Origin of the sequence: Clostridium pasteurianum BC1, assembly GCF_000389635.1 — a bacterium.
In the GTDB taxonomy this organism is placed as follows: domain Bacteria; phylum Bacillota; class Clostridia; order Clostridiales; family Clostridiaceae; genus Clostridium_I; species Clostridium_I pasteurianum_A.
Window position 1 is genome coordinate 4,514,830 of record NC_021182.1, and the last position, 18,615, is coordinate 4,533,444.

Consider the following 18,615-nt stretch of genomic DNA (forward strand, 5'->3'; position numbering starts at 1 on the left):
TGTGAAAACATTGGGAAGTCAGTGATATAACAATTACTATCTTTTTAAAATTACATATGTAGACTAATGATAACCAAGACAGCGAGTTTATTATATGTATTACAATTAAATAAGAATAGTAAGATGAAGTAGATATTACAAAAAATATAACAATTACTATTAATAATGTAAGTTTCTTTGATTACACATTAAATTCTTATAAATGAAAAACCTTTTTAAATTTTAAAAAAATTAAAAACATTAATATTAACGTTATTACACCGCAAAACAAAAAACTGGCATTGGCTCCAAAATGCTCACCTATTGTTCCCGCAAATAAATTTCCAATTGGGGTTGATCCAACAAGCACTAAACTATAGACACTTACTGCTCTTCCTCTATATTCATCACTTGAATTTATTTGAATTGTGGAATTAACTGATGCCATAAATATTATACTAAAAAATCCATATATTGACAATACCAATATTGAAATATAATATGTATGAACAAAACCTTGTATTACCAAACACATTGATAGAATTAAAGCACTAATAAATATTATATTCGATTTCCTTCTTGTATTTGAGGCAAATTTTACGGATCCAATTAAGGCACCTACACCCGAAGCCGTTAAAAGGATACTATAGGCACCGGCTGATTTATGCAAGACTTCTTTTACATAAACAGGTATAATCACTTCATTATTAAATGCAAATGTCCCAACAATAAGCATTAATATTACTGCAGTAAATATTATTTTTTGTGACTTAATGTATTTTAGACCATTTGTAATATCCTCTATAATATTGCATTTTCTCTTTCTTATACTTGCATAATAAGATTTAATGCTAATTAATCCTATAAGAACAGCTATAAAACTAAATCCATTAATAAGAAAACAAAAAATAGATCCCAATTTAAGTAATATAATACCCGAAAATGCCGGTCCTAATATTCTTGCTATATTTACAATAGTAGAATTCATACCTATGGCACTTATTAAATCATCTTTACCTACCAATTCTATAAAAAATGACTGCCTTGTTGGCATATCAAAAGTTTGAACAATACCATAAATGCCTGCCAATATTAAAACATGCCAATATTTTATATTACCAGACCATATTAATATAGCAAATACAAAAGCCTGCATCATTTGCAGAAACTGTGTTATTAGTAAAAGTTTTTTCTTTGGGAACCTATCAACAAAAACACCTGCAAAAAGAGAAAATAGGAGCATGGGTGTAAATTGAAAAACTCCTAAAACTCCCAGTAAAAACGCTGATTTAGTAATACTATAAAATACCCACTGTTGAGCTGTCCTTTGCATCCAAGTTCCCATAAGAGATACACATTGTCCAGCTAAAAAATATCTAAAATACTTATACTTTAAAGCTGGGAAATTTTTAATAATTCTATTGGATAGCTTCTTCATTGGCAGCTTTCCGCCCAGCAATTCTCCCACTGATGATACATTCACTTGAATTTCCTCCTATAATCCATTTTCAGTTACTATCTGCAATAATTATGCTTTATCCTACATCATCAATGAATCTTACTTAGCGGGAGTTTGTATTCCCACTAAGTTTAGATGAATTATCCAGTCCAGGAACGTGTGGCTGTCATCTCCACCTTTTAGAAAAGCAGGCAAAACAAAATTTTATTTTGTATTTGTTCGCTTTCACAGAGTGCGGTGAAGTGTTACAGCTACTAGTTATCGGATAAATTTTATTTTACTGTTTTTTTAAAGGCTGTGAACAACATATACACGTATGTATAATTCATCTAGACTTATGTAAAATACAAACTTCCACTAATGAAGGTTCAAGGATTATTTACAAAAAAGGCTTAATATTTCATGATAAATAAATTAACATGAGATATTAAGCCTCTTATATATTAAGTGAGCTTGTAATTAATTTAATTTTTTATATTAAATAATCTTTGAAAATATTAAACATTAATTTATAATCATTACTTTATAATATACGTTATATACTATTTTTATAACGTATATTATATAAATACAACATTTATATAAATTAAAAATTTAATAACTATTTTAAATTATATTAACATAATCTATTAATGTCAATATTTATTTTTAATATACAGACAATGATCAACGTTATATATTGATAATATATAACGTTATTAATATATTTTTTTGCGTTGTAATACATACTTTTAACGGTTATAATATATTTATAAGTAAGATTCATTAATATGAATTTAGGAGGCATTAATTTTGAAAGAAAATAAAATTACTATTTCACATATTGCTGATAGCCTTGGAGTATCCAGTATGTCGGTAAGCAGAGCTCTCTCAGGTCAGGCAGGGGTAAGTGATAAATTAAGAAATAAAGTATTAGAAAAAGCCAAAGAACTTAAATATGCAAAATGTAAAAAAGCATCCAGTATAAGCGTATTAGTTCTTCATCAAAAGGCTTTAATTGATGATAATAGCAATTTTAGTACCAGAGTTCAGGGTATAGAAAAAGTACTTCAACAAAATGATGCACAATACGACTTAGAATTTGTTGATAAAGATAAACAAAACAACATGTATCTTCCTTATAAATTATCTAAAGGTACATATTACGACGGTGTAATTCTGCTTGGAAGATTCAGCCTTCAATATGCTGATTTTATCAGTAATAAAATTAACAATTTAGTCTTTTATACAGGTTATTCCCCCTCCTATGATTATGACAGCGTCTGGTTTAACTTTAATAACAGTGCCTACAAGCAATGTAAATATCTAATAGATAATAATCACAAAAATATAGGCTACCTGGGGGATATGAGCAGATTTAGAAATAAAGAAATGCTTATGGGAATAACTACCTGCTTAGAAGATTATAATATTGAAGTTAAAAATGAATTTTTTATAAATATGAAAAATAATTATAGGAATGAAGTTATTAAATTATTCAGTCAAAAAAATAGGCCTACTTCAATAATATGTGGAAGCGATTTTATTGCATTAGAGCTTATAAAAATTCTTCACGACATTAAAATCAATGTACCGGAAAATGTATCTATTATAGGTACAGGAAATACACAAATTTCATCACTGTCTATACCATCTTTAACCACTGCAGATTTAAATATTGAATATTCCTGTGAGGTTGTTGTAGATTTGCTATTAAAGAAAATCAGCAATCCATGCAAACCTAAAGAAAATATTTCAATATACACCTCTCTGGTTAAGAGGGATTCTGTAAGAAAAATTTAATCATACATCTTCTGGGGGGTGTAAATATTATGGCAAATAATATAATTTTAAAGTTTGCAAAAAAGTATAAATTTTCCTATGCCATAGGAATAATTTTTATGATTTTATCTTCTTGTATACAATCACTATTCCCGAAAGTACTAGGGAATATAGTTGATATCTTAAAAATAAGTAACTTTAACAAGAATTTAGTAATAACTAATATATTTTACATTATATTAATAGCCGCTGGTGGATTTTTATCTACATTCATATGGAGAAATTTAATTAATTCCAATTCCAGAAGGCTTGAATGTGAGCTTAGAGAAACATTTTTCACTCATCTTCAGAAATTGTCTTCAGAATTTTACAGCAAAAGAAAAACAGGCGATCTCATTGCTTATGCTATAAATGATATATCAGCTGTAAGATCAACTTTTGGACCAGTTACGGCAATGTCAATAAATGCGCTAGTACTATGTGCTGCCTCTATATACTCCATGTGTAAAACCATAGACTGGCATCTTACTTTAATTACATTAATACCTATTCCATTCATTATTTTCTTTACAGTAAATATAGGAAGACTTATTAAAATAAAATTCACAGACGTTCAAGAAAACTTTGCGGCCATCTCAGATAAAGTACAGGAAAATATTTATGGAATAAGAGTTATTAAGACCTATGTACAGGAAGAAAATGAAATAGAAAGCTTCGAAAAATTAAATAATAAGATTACTGATGCCAATCTAAGTATGGTAAAAACCTCTTCTCTACTTTCCCCCGTAATCGAATTCTGCTTTAGCATTAGCTTTGCTGTAAATTTAATCATTGGAGGTAAGATGGTTTTAAATAGACAAATAACCTTGGGGGATTTTGTAGCCTTTAATACTTATCTAACTATAATAATAAATCCAATAATTTCCATAGGTCGTATTATTAACACTTATCAAAGGGGCATGGCATCTTTAGAAAGATTAAATGACATACTCAATGTGAAACCCAAAATAACCGATAATGGTAAAATTTCTTCTTTAAAAATCAATGGTGACATAGAATTTAAAAATTTAGATTTCTGCTATCCTGGACTGAATAAAAAATCTTTACAGAGAATTAATATTAAGATTCCAAAAGGTCACACTTTAGGCATTATAGGTAGAACGGGTTCTGGAAAAAGTACTTTAGTAAATCTTTTATTTAAAATGTATAATATAGAAGCTGAAAAAATATTTATTGATGGGCTAGATATAAACAATATTCCTTTAGAAACTTTAAGGAATAGTTTTGGTTACGTTCCCCAGGACAATTTTTTATTTTCTGCCACAATAAAAGATAATATAACCTTTTTCAAAGATTTATATTCTTATAATGACATGAAAATTTCTACCGAAAGCAGCTGCATCCAGCACAGTATAGACTCCTTCAAGGATAAGTTTAATACCCTACTTGGCGAGCAGGGCATAAACCTTTCTGGTGGACAAAAGCAGCGTGTTTCTATAGCAAGGGCTCTAATTAAAGACCCTGCTGTTTTAGTATTAGATGATTCTCTATCCGCTGTAGATACCATAACAGAAGGCACTATACTAAATAACTTAAAAAATATACGTAAGGGAAAAACAAATATTATAATAGCCCATAGAATATCTGCAGTGAAAGATGCTGATGAAATTATAGTATTAGATAATGGATTTATACATGAGAGAGGCACTCACTACGAACTTTTACAAAAAGGAGGTATATATTATGGCATCTACAATGAACAATATAAAGACAGCCCAAAAGAAGCTGAAGCACTCTAGCAATAGCAGTTTTGTGGAACTTCTAAAATTAGCAAAACCACATTTACATAAAATAATAATTGCAGCAATCTGTGCACTCATAGTAAATTTAACTCAAATAGCAAAGCCATATATACTCAAATTTGTTATTGATGATTTTTTAGTAAAAAATGTTGCTTACAATGGCATATATTCAATTTCGCTTATGGCTATTTTATACTTGACTACTGCATTTATAGGCAGTTTTGTTTCCTTTGCTCAAGAAAATTTAATAAATAGTGCTGGGCAGGCAATTATAAAAAATTTAAGAAGTAGAGTATTTAAAATTATACAGTTTCTACCTCTAAATTATCTAGATAAAACTTCTTCTGGGAGATTAATAACCAGAGCCACTAACGATGTAGAAGCGTTAAGCGAAATGTATACAGATGTAATTATCAGTTTATTTCAGGATTTCTTCTTATTAATTGGCATTATCTATGCAATGATTATGCTAAATATTAAGCTTACACTTATTTCCTTTTCCGTAATACCCATAATGGCCCTTATTCTTATCCTTCTTAAGAAAAAAATCAAGGCAAATTTTTTAAAGGTTAAAAATTTAATAGGTTACATTAATGGCTTTATGGCTGAAAACATATCTGGTATGAGAATTATACAGATATTTAGAGCCGAAAGAGAAAAAATGAAAGAATTTTTAAAATTAAACAATGCTTATTTTAAAGCCACAACACTTCAGGTTCGTTTAAACAGCATTTTAAAGCCTGGAACTGATTTTTTTCAAAACATTACTATAGCTATCCTCTTATTTTACGGCATTAATAAAGTGTCAAATCACAGTATTGATTTGGGAATAATCTATGCCTTTACTACCTACATAAAGCAGTTTTTTAATCCAGTTTCTGATCTTGCAGATCAATATACCACAATACAGTCAGCCTTAGTATCTGCAGATAGAATTTTTGAATTATTAGATGAAGAAAATACTCTTGAAAATTTAGATATAGGAATTGACATGAAATATATTGAAGGCACTATAGAATTTAAAGATGTTTGGTTTGCATATAATGACAGGGATTGGGTATTAAAGGGCATAAGCTTTAAACTTAACAGAGGAGAAACTGCCGCCTTTATAGGTGAAACTGGTGCAGGAAAAACCACTATAATAAGTCTCATCAATGGATTTTATAAAATTCAAAAGGGAGAAATATTAATTGATGGAATTAATATTAATAATATAAAACTTAAGGATTTACGCAAAAATATATCTGTAGTTTTGCAGGATGTATTTTTATTCTCTGGTGATGTTAAAAATAACATTACATTAAATGATGACATTGATGATGAACAATTTAATAAAGCCCTGGATGCATCTTATCTCAAAGAATTCTTAGGTACTTTTAAAAATGGAGTTAAAGAACCAGTAATGGAGAGAGGAAATACTTTATCTGCTGGACAAAGGCAGCTGATCTCATTTGCAAGAGCAGTTGCCCATAATCCCTCTATACTTGTACTTGATGAAGCTACCTCCAATGTAGATACTCAAACGGAAAAATTAATACAAAAAGCCATAGATAATATTGCTAAAGACCGAACTACTCTTATAATTGCTCACAGGCTTTCCACTATAAAAAATGCTGATAAGATAATCGTCATGAAAAATGGTAAAATTGTTGAAATTGGAAGTCATGATGAACTTATTACATCAGATTCACTATATAAAAGATTACTTTATAAAAATGTCAGTTAAATTCGGAAATATATCCATATATAGAAATAATTTATCTTTCTTAATGCCCATATATAGACTTGAAAATAAAATAATAATGCTTTCACTATGGGCATTCAACTTTATAATCATATCTTAATAATTCTCTATTGGCTTTCACAATTATATTCTCATCTGATTTTCAACTTTTCCATCATCTACAATTTTTATCTCTCCGCTATATTCAACTTTTTCTATATAACATCCTCTACCTATTGTAACATTGTTTCCTCTCACTATCTTTGCTGTAGTTCCCTCAAGATAAATATTATCTCCTTCTATAGCTTCAGTAATAAGTTCTCTTCTGTAAGAAAACATAGTTTTTAAAAATTTAGCCACTATGGATTCATCAAAGGCAGATAACCTGACATTTATATTTTCCCCTCCAATTTCTTTTGCCCTACATCTTCCATACAAATTTATATTTACTTCTCCAGCATTTAAAAGTCCTTCTATATTCATACCTCCCGACGCTTTAAAACTCTCACTTTCACAGTCTTTTTTTATATTTATGCTGCCTGATATATCAACTTCTTCTCCATGTAAATTTCCATCAATACTGCTGCCACCAGATATTTTTATTTTCCTAGTTCTTACATCTCCAAAAATTTGTGATCCACCGCTTACCTTAATTTCATCAGTATCCATGTTTCCATTAATTTTCACTGATCCGCTAACCTCAATTGTTTCAGTTTTAACACTCCCCTTAATATTGGCGGATCCACTGAACTTCATATTCTTTGATACCACATTTCCTACTATGTCTGCTGAACCACTGCATTTTAAAGTATTACACTCTAAATCACCGTTAATGGTACCTGACCCACTGATTTTAACTTCATCATATATTCCTCCACCAAAACTTCCTGATCCAGATATTTTAAGATTCTGTTTAGTCTCCATTTAAAACAACTCCTTAATCTTTAATTTTAATTTTTCTATAGCTTCATTAACACTTATTTTCATCACAACTTTTGATAATTTATCAAAATAAATCTCATTGGGAACAGATAAAATACTAGTTATCCCTACACCCATTTTTCTTACAAATACTATTTCACAGCTTCTTCCTATATATTTATCGTAATTATCCTGTAGAGTTTGAAGTAAATTCTTACTCTCTTCAATTGAAATACTGCCCTCTAATAAAAATTCCTGCAATACACTCATGTACAATATTTCATTAAAAGAATACAGGTCAATCATTGAATTAAAATCTATATATATATCTATAACATTTTTCATAATAATGTTTTTTTCAATAAGCTCCTCATAAGAAATTTTAATATCTGAAACTTCTGGAGAAAAAATTTGTGCCAAATCATCTAAAGATGCATCATCTTTCATATTTTTTATTTTTTCTAATCTATCAAGAATTTTCTCTCTTGGGAAAAAAGTTTCCTGGCCTGTAAAAGCAGATTTTTTTATAAACCATTCTTCCGGAATCAAATTTTTCCTTTTCCATCTGTAAAGCTGACCATAGGATATACCCGTTAATTCTAAAAGCTCTTTTTTGGAAATCAACTTTTCTTCCATACTATCACTCCTTGGCTTTAATGTAACATAACATTGTTACATTGTAAAGAAAATTTTCTCAATAAAAATTAAAAACCTTCTTTAGCTAATCAATTCATCTCAATATAAAAGATTGTTGATTTTTTAACTAAAGAAGGCTTATATATCTTATAGGATTGTTAAAATAACTACTATATTAAGATTACACATCATTTATTACATTAATTAAATGTATAATCTCAATTACAATTTATACATATTCTTTTGCTTTTTCTTCACCTTTTAATACTCTAAGTGCACCTTGAGTTAATGCTAAAAGTTCATCTTCTCCTGGATAAACTACTACTGGAGCAATAAAGGAAACTCTTTCTGCAATTTTACCTGTAATACCTTTATTATAAGCTATTCCACCAGTAAGAAGTATTGCATCTACTTTTCCTGACAATACTGCTGCATCCTGACCAATTTCTTTTGCTATCTGATATATAAATGCATCATATATTAATTTTGAATCCTTATCTCCAGCATCTGCTTTATCAGCTACAACTTTAAAGTCGTTTGTATTTGCATAGGCAACTGCTCCGCCTTTTCCGTTGATTTTTTTCTTCATTTCTTCGTAACTTACTTTTCCACTATAAGCAATGTCAATTAAATCACCAACTGGAACTCCACCACTTCTCTCTGGTGAGAATGGACCTTCTCCTGTAAGAGCATTATTTACATCAATTACTTTTCCCTTACAATGAGCACCAACTGATGTTCCTCCGCCCATGTGAGTAACAATAAGATTTAAATCTTCGTATTTTACTCCCTTTTCCTTTGCATATCTCTTAGCAACAGCCTTTTGGTTTAATGCATGGAAAATACTTCTTCTCTTTACTTCTGGTATTCCTGAAATTTTTGCTACTTCTTGCATTTCATCAACAGTAACAGGATCTACTATGAATGCTGGAATATTCAATTCTTTAGCTATTTCATTTGCAATTATTCCACCTAAATTTGATGCGTGCTGTCCTTGAACTCCAACCTTTAAATCTTCAAGCATTTTTTCATTAACTGCGTATGTACCACTAACTATTGGCTTTAATAATCCACCTCTACCAACTACAGCACTTAATGTGTTAATATCTATATTTTTTTCTTTTAAAACATTTAATATAACTTCTTTTCTAAATGGGAATTGATCATATATTGTGTCATATTTAGCAATTTCCTCTGCAGAATGTTTTAGATTTTCTTCTAAAACTTGATTTTCATCCTCGTAAACTCCAATTTTTGTAGAAGTAGAACCTGGATTGATTATTAATAATTTATACATGATGTTGCCCCCTTTTTATAATTTATTTACCTGATGGCTAGTGGCTGTAGCTCTCCACTTTTGGTGTAGAAACAGTATAACTCTCCTAGATAATGCCTTCTAAGATTCAGTGAAGTAAAGTACTCTATTTATGGCTTGCAACCAATGCTGCAAGAGCAATTGAATACATTTTTGTTTCATGACTATCTGCTCTTGATGTCAATATAACTGGAGCTGCAGTTCCAACTAATATACCACCATTTTTTGAATGAGTTGTATAAGTTAAAGTTTTGTACATAACATTTGCTGTTTCTATGTTTGGTAATAAAAGGACATCTGCCTTACCAGCTACTGTACCTTTTATATTTTTATGTTTTGCTGCTTCTTCGCTTAATGCATTATCTAAAGCATAAGGGCCATCAACTATACATCCCTTAAATTGGCCTCTGTCACTCATCTTTGAAAGTAGTGCTGCATCTAAAGTTGCTGGCATATTTTCATTTACAACTTCAACTGCACAGATAGGAGCTACTTTTGGTTCATCAATACCTACTGCATGAGCTACCCTTACTGCATTATTTATTATTTGAACTTTATCTTTTAATGTTGGGTACATGTTAAAAGCTGCATCTGTTAGAAATAGCAGTCTATTAAATGCTTCTGTTTCGAAAACAGCAACATGAGACATAAGCTTTCCAGTTCTAAGACCTACTTCTTTATTAAGTACTGATCTTAAAAAAGTTGCTGTATCTACTAAGCCTTTCATAACCATATCAGCCTTACCCTGAGAAACAATTTCTACAGCCTTTAATGTTGCCTTTCTAACATCTGGCTCATCTACTATCTTAAACTGATTTATATCCATACCAATTTTAAGTGCAATAGATGTTATTTCATTTTTATCTCCAACTAAAATTGCCTCTGCTATACCATTTTTTTTGGCATCTCTTATAGCTTCTAATACTGGTGTGTCTTGTGCAACTGCAACAGATACTGTTTTTATGTCTTTACTCTTAACCTTTAGCAAAACCTCTTCAAAACTTTTAATCATGTTATTAGCACCTCTTCTTAATTATTTTTTATTAAGGCACATTCAAATAAATAACTAATCAGTATGCTAGTCTATTTTAAATCCTACTGCGTCAACAGAAACCTCAGATAGCTCACTATCCTCAAAACCTGTTTCCTTGTATGATTTAAAATATCCGTCGCATCTTTGACTTACTATTTATTTTTATATGCCTAATGGACCATCTTTAAAGAAATGTAATAAAATATTTCATTGATCATTTCTTTGAAGATAATTGTAGACATTTAAAATTTATATAATTATTGTAAATCTAAAGATTAACAAACTTATATTTCTATTTTATCAAATATTTCATAAAAATAGTGTTTTTTCAGAAAATTCAATCCAGTGGTTTATACTTTTTTATTATAGCCTCTGCACATTTTAACCCATCTACAGCTGCTGACATTATTCCTCCTGCAAAACCCGCTCCTTCACCACATGGAAATAATCCATTAATTGATATACTCTCTAAATTTTCATTTCTCATTATTTTCACAGGAGCTGAAGTTCTAGTTTCTATACCCGTTAAGATTGCATCATTATCACTGAACCCCTTAATCTTTTTGTCAAAACTTAATATTCCTTCTTTCAAGGTATCAACAACATAGTCTGGAAGACAATTTTTTAAATTGGTAGGCTTATAACCCGGCTTATAGCTGGGATTAACGCTTCCAATTTTTTTACTACTCTCATCTCTTAAGAAGTCTCCCACAAGCTGCACTGGTGCATTAAAATCACTGCCTCCTGCCATAAAAGCCTGCTCTTCATAATATCTCTGCATTTCCATGCCTAGTAGAGGATACTTTTCATTAAAGATCTTATTGTTAAAATTATAACACTCCTTTTGAAAATCTTCCACTCCAACAGTTACTACTAAGGCAGAATTTGCATTTTCTTTATCTCTATTATAATAGCTCATTCCATTTAAAGCCAATCTATTCTTTTCAGAGGCTGCTGCCACTACTTCTCCACCAGGACACATGCAAAAGCTATATATAGATCTCTTAGCAATATTAGAAGTATAAGTTAACCTATAATCTGCCGCCTTTAATCTTGAGTGATTTGCATATTTACCATACTGATTTTCATTTATCATATCTTGTGGATGTTCAATTCTCACTCCCAATGCAAAGGGCTTTGGTTCCATTAAAATATCCTTTTTATATATCATTTCATAAGTATCTCTAGAACTATGTCCTATAGCTAAAATCAAAGTCTCACAATTAATTTCTTCTCCATTTACAACTACAGCTTTAATTTTATTATTTTTAGTAATAATATCTTCTAATCTACTATTAAATCTAACTTCTCCACCCAATGCCTTTATCTTCTCCCTTAAATTTTTCACCACATTCTTTAATATGTCTGTACCTATATGCGGCTTTCCTTCATAAGATATTTCTTCGGGAGCTCCAAAGCTTATAAATTTATCAATTACATAGTCACATCTTTTATCTTTAATTCTGGTTGTGAGCTTTCCATCGGAAAAGGTACCTGCCCCACCTTCCCCAAACTGAACATTTGATTCTGTATTAAGTTTTCCTGTTCTCCAGAAATATTCTACCCTATTAGTTCTATTTTCTACACTTTCTCCTCTTTCAATTACTATGGGCCTGTAACCTTTTTCTGCTAAGAGTAACCCTGCAAACATTCCCGCTGGACCCATTCCTATTATTACAGGCCTACTATTTAAGTTTAAGCTTCCGTAGACAAGTTCCTCTTCATTGTTCTCCTCTTCAAACCTTATATCTTTATCGCGTAACCTATTAATTATTTTTCTTTCCTTTTCTAAAGAGGCTTCCACAGCATAATTAAATTTTATATTATTTTTTTTTCTTGCATCAATGGACTCCTTTAATATCTTAAAATGCTTAAGGTCAACCTCTGAAACTTTTAGCTTTGAAGCGGCTTTCTTCTTCAAACTTGAAATATCCTCTTCTATATTTAACGTTAAATTATTAATTCTAATTGACATTTTTTCCTCCGATACTAAGACATTGTAAAGAAGTAATTAGTCAGCATGCTAGTATACCTAACTTGTTATTTCTTTTCATATATCTTATTTTTTAGTCATAGTTACATTTACAGTACTAGGATTAGCTGCAAGATTAGTAACTCCCTTCGGCAGAGCCACAGAAATCTGCAAATTATGAGTTCCTTCCTGAAGGGAAGAACAATCCACATTTGCCTTTATATCTCCATCATTTATAGAATTTATAACAGATCCATCACCAGATACGGTTACATTAGTCTTTGCATTTTCTAGGGAAGCATTAAATTGGGCAGGCACATTTATTAAATTAATATTAACTGAAAATATTTTTTGTATTATACCTTCCACATCTGTCTTAACACTTATAAAATTATCACCAGTAAGTGTGCTTATACCATTAGGCAAACTCAATTTCACCTTCATGGTTTTACTCTCAGTTATTTTAGTTAAATCTATAGGTGTTGTATCGATACTAGATATTTTATTGAGATTATCATCATTATCTCCAATTATATCTATAGTAGACTGTATAGGTGTTATTGCCTTTATATCTACACCATTAGCAGGTTGTCCTGTAGTTTTTATATTTACGCTTACAGACTTAGCCTTTTTTATAGGAATTGTAACACTGGCATTTTGAGGTTGAACTTTTACATTACTTACAGTTTTTCCAGCAGCATCTACTGGCTTCAGTGGCACACTTAGGTTTGCATCCTTACTCAAATCTACTATATTTGCACTAACTATTACATCCTTAACCATATTTACAAACTTACTTGGTCCGCTTACCACTGCATCCCCAGGACTTACTACAGCTTCTGAAGAATAGTATCCGTTCTTAGGTGATCCTTCTATCTTAGTTGTTATAGGTACAGTTTTTTCATACAAATCATCTAAATTTACATTTACCCACATAGTATTAGTATTTTCTATATTAATATTACTTGGATAATGAACAATTTGAACTGGAATTCTATTTTCACCCTTTTTAAAGGCATATTCACTCATATCTGCTACTATTTTAAAATCCTCCGGTCTTGCGCTCATAACCTCTAGATCAGTACCTCTTAAAGTTAATGACACTGTAAAACTTTGGTCTGGAGAAAGGGTCAACTGAGATTGTGCTAGCACATCCGCATTAATTAACTCTACAGAAACATTTCTCAATCTATAAGTTTTTATTGGATTTTCCCAACTGGAAATATATAGCCACAGGCAAAACGCAGCAATTACACAGCATATTTTTATTACTATTTGCTGTTTACTTTTCTTTTCCACGTTTTCACCCTCTCTTTAAATGAATTATTTTTTGAAAATCTAATAAGAATTATCCTTATTAAAATATCTTTTAATTTATCCTTAGTATAACCTCTTGTTAACTTTCCATTAATAGCAAGAGATACAACTCCAGTTTCTTCTGAAATTACAATCACAAGAGCATCTGAATTTTCGGATATTCCAAGTGCTGCTCTGTGCCTTGTTCCAAGCTTTTTACTTATATCATAATTAGCGGAAAGTGGTAAAAAACATCCTGCCGCCAATACTCTATCATTTCTAATTATTGTTGCCCCATCATGCAAAGGTGTATTTACTACAAATATGTTTTCCAAAATTGCTGAAGATACAATACCTTCAATTTTAGTTCCTGTACTCATTATATCCTCAAGTTTTGTTCTCTGCTCAATTACAATAAGTGCACCAGTTCTTGTTTTTGCAAGGTTATAAACAGCATTTACTATTTGCGTTATAACTTCTTCCATTTTTTCTTTATTTTCTAGGATATGTACATCATTAAAAGCACTTCTCCCCAAATGTTCTAAAGCCCTTCTAATTTCAGGTTGAAAAATAATAATTATGGACAAAACCCCGATTGTTATGGTTCTTTGAAGAATCCAATAGAGCATAGTAAGATGTAAAAAATTACTAACAGGCATTAATAAAAGTATTAATAATATACCTTTCAAAAGCTGTACGGCTCTTGTTTCTCTTATAAGCATATAGGCTTTGTAAAATATGTATGAAACTACTAATATATCCAATACAGACCATACGTTTATTGTTTTCACTGCAGCAACTATCATGTTTATAATATCCATAATCACACCTCCTGTACTTATACTTATACTTATACTTATACTTATTAACAATTATACACTATTGTAACTCAATGTAGTATAACATGATAAAATTTTATAAAATATTAATATAAATTCTTGGGATACTATATATAGATAACTTTATTATAGAATAAACAATAAAATTACAATATTAACTTTTTGTCCGATGACTAGTGGCTGTAATATTCTACCTACTAAAGGTAGAGATAACAGCGACACATTCCTGTATAATTCATCTAAACTTAGTAGGAATATAAACTCCTACTAAGTAAGATTCATCGATAATAAAGTTATATATTAGAAAGGTTGGTGCTTTTATGGAAATTAATGATGGATTAATTGAAGATGCAGTAAAATCAGCATTATCAAAGGCAATGAATACAACTTCAAAGGATATAAAAATTAGATCTATTAATGGAATTGTATCTCTGCAAGGTTTTGTAAATGTATTAGCAGAAAAAGATAGAGCAGAGGAAATAGCCCATAAAATTGAGGGAGTTAGAGAAGTTAGAAATAATATTACTATATCTTTAGATGGCGAAGCAGGTGATAAAGAATTGACTGATCTTGTCAATTCTAATTTACGAAACAGTGCCTTTAAAAATAGAATTTTATCAGTTACAGCAAAGGTCTCAGGTGGAAATGTTTTATTAGTAGGAGATGCAGAAACAGAGAGAGATAGACAAATTGCAATAAGCGAAGCTAATAAAACTTTCGGAATTAGAAGTGTAACAAGTACAATTAATCTTGCCTCTTTTAAAGATGATACCTCTTTAACCAATGATATAAATATGGCATTAATGGAATCTAAAATAAATGTAAATGATATTTCTGCTATTGTTATTCGTGGAAAAGTATCTCTATCTGGATATGCTGAAAAGGAAGAAGATATAAATAGACTTGTAACTCTAATACAATCAATACCAGGAATAAAAGAAGTTAACAATAAATTAAAATTATATAAAGTTGGCACTGGAATTTCATAAATCTAGTATAAATAATTAGTTTTACAAATATTAATATTAATATAAGGCATAAGGTGGCTGAATAAGCTTCCTTCATGCCTAAAAATATAAAAAGGGGTGTGGATTTTTTATGTTTGATGAAAACAAAAAGAGAATAATAATCTTATCGGCTACTATTACCTTCAGCATATTTTTATTAATATTTATATTTTTCAATCTTTCTACTTTAAATGAATATAATAAATATAGAAAACAACTAGGTACATATATTCAAAATATATCTACAATAAATTCTAATGTTTCACCTATTAGCAATGGACAAACTATCGATATAGAACAAGCAAAAGATAAACTTCCTTTTGTAATAAATTCCTTAATAAAAGTAAATAAAAATTTAGAAAGCTATAATAGTGACTCTAGATATAAAGCTGCTTTCGATTCGCTTAAATCAGGTTTAGATAATAATATATTAATGTACAAGCAGTTACTTTCTATAGTAAATAATCTAGAATCAACTGATATAGGTAGTTCTATGCAGAATGTTATTAAATATAAAAATAATTGTGATAAATACTATGCATCGATAAAATCAAGTAACAAGGTTTTTAGCCTTCCCAAAGATAGTACTACACTCATAAATAATGCTTCCAGTTATGTGGGAAACTTTATAAAAATAAAAAAAGATAGAGATATATTAAATACTCAAAATATGGAATTTGAAAATAACCTAAATGGCATTTTAACAAAATTTAATTCCATTAAAGTTAATTTATCTTATTATGCAGAAAGTGCAAGAAAAAATTCTATATCCTATGATAGCGCTCTAGCCAAAGTTCAAAATAATGAAGATAATTTTAATGAGATACTGCAAGAATTTTCCCAAATAAATGTACCACAGAATCAAATTAAATTATATAGCAGTTTTAACAGTCTTTTTAATGATTATAATGCCTATGTAAATAGTTTTTCTTCTGCCTTAAAAAAAGAAAAAGCTAGCTCAAAATCTCAAGATAATTCCTTAAATCTTTCAGATCTATATAAGGATTCAAATAACAAATATGATACTATGAATAAAGATTATAGTACCTTAAAAAATGATTTTCAAAATTTTGTTAATAATAATTAGAAATACGTGTCCTATCCTATTACTTTTTACATGGTTAAAAAATTTTTTTCAATATTGTATTATTTTTTTATTATAGGGAATGATATCAATAGCCTAAGTCATACGGGGAAACCATATTTTGGGGTGAATCGCTTTTTAGCGTAGGTTTTGCCTTTACCTAACCCGTCAGCTAACCTCGTAGAATAAAAGGAGGAAGAAATATAAATGAAAAAGAGTATTTGGGCTATTGCGTTTATTCTATTTTTAGGATTGTTACCCTCGTGCATTGTAAGTGCTAAGACGATACCACCTTCGAACAATACATCTTCATCTAATGCAAATAGAGGATCCCGAAACCTCTATAATGAAAAATCTAATTCGGTAGAAGTTTTTAGTAGTGAAGGAAGAGCATATACTGTATCAAAGGAAGATATTGATTTAATGGCAAAAGTAGTATATGCAGAAAGTAATGCTGAACCCTACGAAGGGAAAGTAGCAGTGGCATCTGTAATACTTAACAGACTAAGGGATAAAGGCTTTCCCAAAAGTATAAATGACGTTATCAAACAAAGATACGCATTTTCCTGTGTGATAGATGGGAATATTAATGTTATTCCAAATCAGGATTGCTATAATGCAGTGTTTGATGCCCTTAATGGAAAAGATCCTACTACCAATGCCCTGTATTTTTACAATCCTAAAACAGCCCGTTCAAGTTGGATGATTAACATAAAAAAAATCAATGTAAAACCAATAGGCAATCACACTTTTTTTGCGGTAAATTAGTTACCTTAAGAAAAATTGTATAAAAGCCTCAACTATATATACGGTTGAGGCTTAAAATTATTTTCACTTGTTATTTTTTTCAGATACCTTAAGTAAATCCAGATACTTTACAGCACTTAATGCAGCAATTTGACCTTCTCCTGCTGCTTTTATATATTGATATGGTGCTCCTACACAGTCTCCTGCTGCAAAACATCCTTCTATATTTGTCTTCATATTCCTATCAACCTTTATATGTTCACCTTCTGTTAAAAGTCCTGGTACCAGTTGAGCCGGTGCTACACTTTCCTTCAGTATAAAAACTCCATCGGTTTCTATCTCATCAGATTTTAGAAGAAGCTTTTCCACTTTATCCTGGCCTTTTATTTCTATTGGTTTATCTTTTAAAATTTCCACTTTATCCGTAAGCTCATAATCCTCATCATACATTGGCACATAGTATAATTTTGATGCAAGTTCACTAACATAATTTGCCTCTTTTTCAGCCTCTCGTGTATATCCAACTATAGTGACAATTTTATTTCTATATAAAGGTGCATCGCAAGTAGCACAATACCCTACACCTCTTCCAAGGAATTCCTCTTCTCCTTTTAATGGCTTTGTATATTCCATTCCAGTAGCAAGAATAAGTGACTTTGCTTCATAGGCTTTTTCATTAACCATAAGTGTAAAATAATCCCCCATGGCATAAACAGCATTAATTCTTTCTTCAGTAATCTCTATACCCATTTTATCAATATGTTCATTAAATTTATTTTTTAAATCTTCACCAGAGATATTATAGAAGCCTAAAAAATTATTTATCTTAGGTGCCTTAGCTAATTTAAAACTTAAATTTTTATTTCCAAATAAAATTATATTTTTATTTCTTATTTTAGCATTAATAGCAGCAGATAGCCCTCCAGGACCAGTTCCTATTATAGCTATGTCATAACGTTCTTCCATTTTTATCAGCTCCCTTGTATCAATAATACTACTTTAAACCTAAACTTCAATTAATCAAGTTGATAATTTCTCATA

15 protein-coding genes and 1 riboswitch are annotated in these 18,615 nt (G+C 30.1%); of the genes, 6 read left to right on the top strand and 9 right to left on the bottom strand.

The annotated features are described in order from the left end of the window. Nucleotides 1-196 precede the first annotated feature (196 nt). Complete coding sequence (locus CLOPA_RS20940) at nucleotides 197-1,462, bottom strand: MFS transporter (RefSeq protein ID WP_015617423.1); 1,266 nt, start codon at nucleotides 1,460-1,462, stop codon at nucleotides 197-199. A gap of 768 nt (nucleotides 1,463-2,230) precedes the next feature. Here CLOPA_RS20940 and CLOPA_RS20945 point away from each other — a divergent pair. From CLOPA_RS20945 to CLOPA_RS20955, 3 genes are read left to right on the top strand one after another with little or no spacing between them, the layout of a single operon-like run. Beyond that, a complete protein-coding gene (locus CLOPA_RS20945; protein WP_015617424.1) occupies nucleotides 2,231-3,220 on the top strand; it encodes a LacI family DNA-binding transcriptional regulator in 990 nt (329 codons plus the stop codon). 29 nt (nucleotides 3,221-3,249) lie between these two features. Next, on the top strand, nucleotides 3,250-4,998 hold the full coding sequence (locus CLOPA_RS20950) for an ABC transporter ATP-binding protein (RefSeq protein ID WP_015617425.1): 1,749 nt from the start codon (nucleotides 3,250-3,252) through the stop codon (nucleotides 4,996-4,998). Beyond that, nucleotides 4,943-6,727: an ABC transporter ATP-binding protein gene (locus CLOPA_RS20955; RefSeq protein ID WP_015617426.1), complete on the top strand. Its 1,785-nt coding sequence runs from the start codon at nucleotides 4,943-4,945 to the stop codon at nucleotides 6,725-6,727. Before CLOPA_RS20950 ends, CLOPA_RS20955 begins: the two co-directional genes overlap by 56 nt. Before the next feature lie 141 nt (nucleotides 6,728-6,868). On the opposite strand, the gene CLOPA_RS20960 is transcribed toward CLOPA_RS20955, so the two are convergent. The 7 genes from CLOPA_RS20960 to cdaA form a co-directional block, all read right to left on the bottom strand. After that, nucleotides 6,869-7,648: a polymer-forming cytoskeletal protein gene (locus CLOPA_RS20960; protein ID WP_015617427.1), complete on the bottom strand. Its 780-nt coding sequence runs from the start codon at nucleotides 7,646-7,648 to the stop codon at nucleotides 6,869-6,871. Then, nucleotides 7,649-8,281 carry a YhbD family protein gene (locus CLOPA_RS20965; protein ID WP_015617428.1) on the bottom strand — a complete coding sequence of 211 codons (633 nt, stop codon included), beginning with the start codon at nucleotides 8,279-8,281 and terminating at the stop codon, nucleotides 7,649-7,651. Nucleotides 8,282-8,510: 229 nt separating this feature from the next. After that, nucleotides 8,511-9,578 carry a butyrate kinase gene (buk, locus tag CLOPA_RS20970; RefSeq protein WP_015617429.1) on the bottom strand — a complete coding sequence of 356 codons (1,068 nt, stop codon included), beginning with the start codon at nucleotides 9,576-9,578 and terminating at the stop codon, nucleotides 8,511-8,513. A gap of 124 nt (nucleotides 9,579-9,702) precedes the next feature. Then, on the bottom strand, nucleotides 9,703-10,608 hold the full coding sequence (ptb, locus tag CLOPA_RS20975; RefSeq protein ID WP_015617430.1) for a phosphate butyryltransferase: 906 nt from the start codon (nucleotides 10,606-10,608) through the stop codon (nucleotides 9,703-9,705). Nucleotides 10,609-10,966: 358 nt separating this feature from the next. Further along, the gene (locus CLOPA_RS20980) at nucleotides 10,967-12,604 is read right to left on the bottom strand and encodes an NAD(P)/FAD-dependent oxidoreductase (RefSeq protein ID WP_015617431.1); all 1,638 of its coding nucleotides are present in this window, start codon (nucleotides 12,602-12,604) and stop codon (nucleotides 10,967-10,969) included. An 84-nt stretch (nucleotides 12,605-12,688) separates the two neighbouring features. After that, on the bottom strand, nucleotides 12,689-13,900 hold the full coding sequence (locus tag CLOPA_RS20985; protein ID WP_015617432.1) for a CdaR family protein: 1,212 nt from the start codon (nucleotides 13,898-13,900) through the stop codon (nucleotides 12,689-12,691). Beyond that, on the bottom strand, nucleotides 13,873-14,718 hold the full coding sequence (cdaA, locus tag CLOPA_RS20990) for a diadenylate cyclase CdaA (protein ID WP_015617433.1): 846 nt from the start codon (nucleotides 14,716-14,718) through the stop codon (nucleotides 13,873-13,875). The genes CLOPA_RS20985 and cdaA overlap by 28 nt, the downstream gene beginning before the upstream one ends. A gap of 338 nt (nucleotides 14,719-15,056) precedes the next feature. On the opposite strand from cdaA, the gene CLOPA_RS20995 reads away from it, so the two are divergent. From CLOPA_RS20995 to CLOPA_RS21005, 3 genes are all read left to right on the top strand, one after another. After that, nucleotides 15,057-15,725: a BON domain-containing protein gene (locus CLOPA_RS20995; RefSeq protein WP_015617434.1), complete on the top strand. Its 669-nt coding sequence runs from the start codon at nucleotides 15,057-15,059 to the stop codon at nucleotides 15,723-15,725. Between the two features lie 109 nt (nucleotides 15,726-15,834). After that, nucleotides 15,835-16,830: a hypothetical protein gene (locus tag CLOPA_RS21000; protein ID WP_015617435.1), complete on the top strand. Its 996-nt coding sequence runs from the start codon at nucleotides 15,835-15,837 to the stop codon at nucleotides 16,828-16,830. A 75-nt stretch (nucleotides 16,831-16,905) separates the two neighbouring features. Continuing rightward, nucleotides 16,906-17,027: riboswitch (cyclic di-AMP (ydaO/yuaA leader) on the top strand. A gap of 7 nt (nucleotides 17,028-17,034) precedes the next feature. Then, nucleotides 17,035-17,595 (top strand): cell wall hydrolase, encoded by a 561-nt coding sequence (locus CLOPA_RS21005; RefSeq protein ID WP_015617436.1) that lies wholly within the window; start codon nucleotides 17,035-17,037, stop codon nucleotides 17,593-17,595. A gap of 63 nt (nucleotides 17,596-17,658) precedes the next feature. On the opposite strand, the gene CLOPA_RS21010 is transcribed toward CLOPA_RS21005, so the two are convergent. Then, on the bottom strand, nucleotides 17,659-18,540 hold the full coding sequence (locus CLOPA_RS21010) for an NAD(P)/FAD-dependent oxidoreductase (protein WP_015617437.1): 882 nt from the start codon (nucleotides 18,538-18,540) through the stop codon (nucleotides 17,659-17,661). Between the last annotated feature and the right edge of the window lie 75 nt (nucleotides 18,541-18,615).